The sequence below is a fragment of the Arsenophonus endosymbiont of Bemisia tabaci Q2 genome (assembly GCF_902713415.1).
Taxonomy (GTDB): domain Bacteria; phylum Pseudomonadota; class Gammaproteobacteria; order Enterobacterales; family Enterobacteriaceae; genus Arsenophonus.
In genome coordinates this window covers 1-961 of sequence record NZ_CACTIE010000229.1, presented here as the reverse complement: position 1 = coordinate 961, position 961 = coordinate 1, and the positions used below count along the sequence as shown (strand labels likewise).

Here is a 961-nt window from a genome sequence, read left to right as displayed (position 1 = left end):
TAACAACACAGTGATCTAGTTAATATTTAAAAACATATTCGTTACGATTTTTTTAATAAATTTATAACGATATATTTTAAATTAGTTAATGCAAAACTTTTTAATAAAAATTAAATTGAATAAATTATAAAATCAATTATTTTAATTCAAGGCATCTTTATGATAAATAAAAATAAATTTAATGATATTGATAATTTTATTGATACGTCAAAAAATAGTGGTGAAAATATTATCCATTTATTAGGCTGTGCTGAAATATTTGGTCAAGACAAAAAAGTCATTCAAGATGATAATCAATGGAATGAAAATAACGATTTAGACACAAATGCCAAGAAACTGGCAACTTCACCGACAAATTTTGTTACTACAATTATAACCAATATTCGTGATGAATCAAAATGGGCGCCAACTAATTCATTAGATAATGCATCGCTTTATTTACGGAACTACCTAGAGTATCTTTATCAAATTAGAAACTGTAACTATATTTCAAATTTTAATAATCGTTCAAGTAGTTTCAAAACTACCAACCCACAGCAATTAGCTAAACACATTATTGCCACGCATAAATTTATTGACAATAATGAACGCGCTAGTTTAATCCATGAATTAACAACTCATCTAACAGATTTTGTAAAATTTAATGAAGAGGATCATAATTTTATTCAATTTATTACCCCTATCATAAAATAAAAGCAGATAATCAAGCCAAATTATTCTATTACAATCTCTATTCTAATCCTGCTTCCGGCTATAGTCTTAATTATAGCTAAGCGAGTTAATTTTGATTACACCATATTGAGTGAGAACAAAATATCTGTGTCGTATCCGAGCGCTCTTTTTTTTGCATTTATAGCTGGGCGACTTTAAAATGATTACAAGTAATTACTCTATATTAGTAAATTTATATTGGAGAAAAACATATATTTTGTAATCAAAATTAAGATGCTTAGCTATAGCT

At 26.3% G+C, this 961-nt stretch carries 1 protein-coding gene; it reads left to right on the top strand.

The window, feature by feature from the left end:
* Nucleotides 1-159 precede the first annotated feature (159 nt).
* Complete coding sequence (locus ARSQ2_RS10400; RefSeq protein ID WP_181995257.1) at nt 160-693, top strand: hypothetical protein; 534 nt, start codon at nt 160-162, stop codon at nt 691-693.
* Nucleotides 694-961: the final 268 nt, after the last annotated feature.

Excerpts from the sequence above, each read along its gene's own strand:
- ARSQ2_RS10400 (WP_181995257.1), top strand. The coding sequence starts at position 160 with ATGATAAATAAAAATAAATTTAATGATATTGATAATTTTATTGATACG.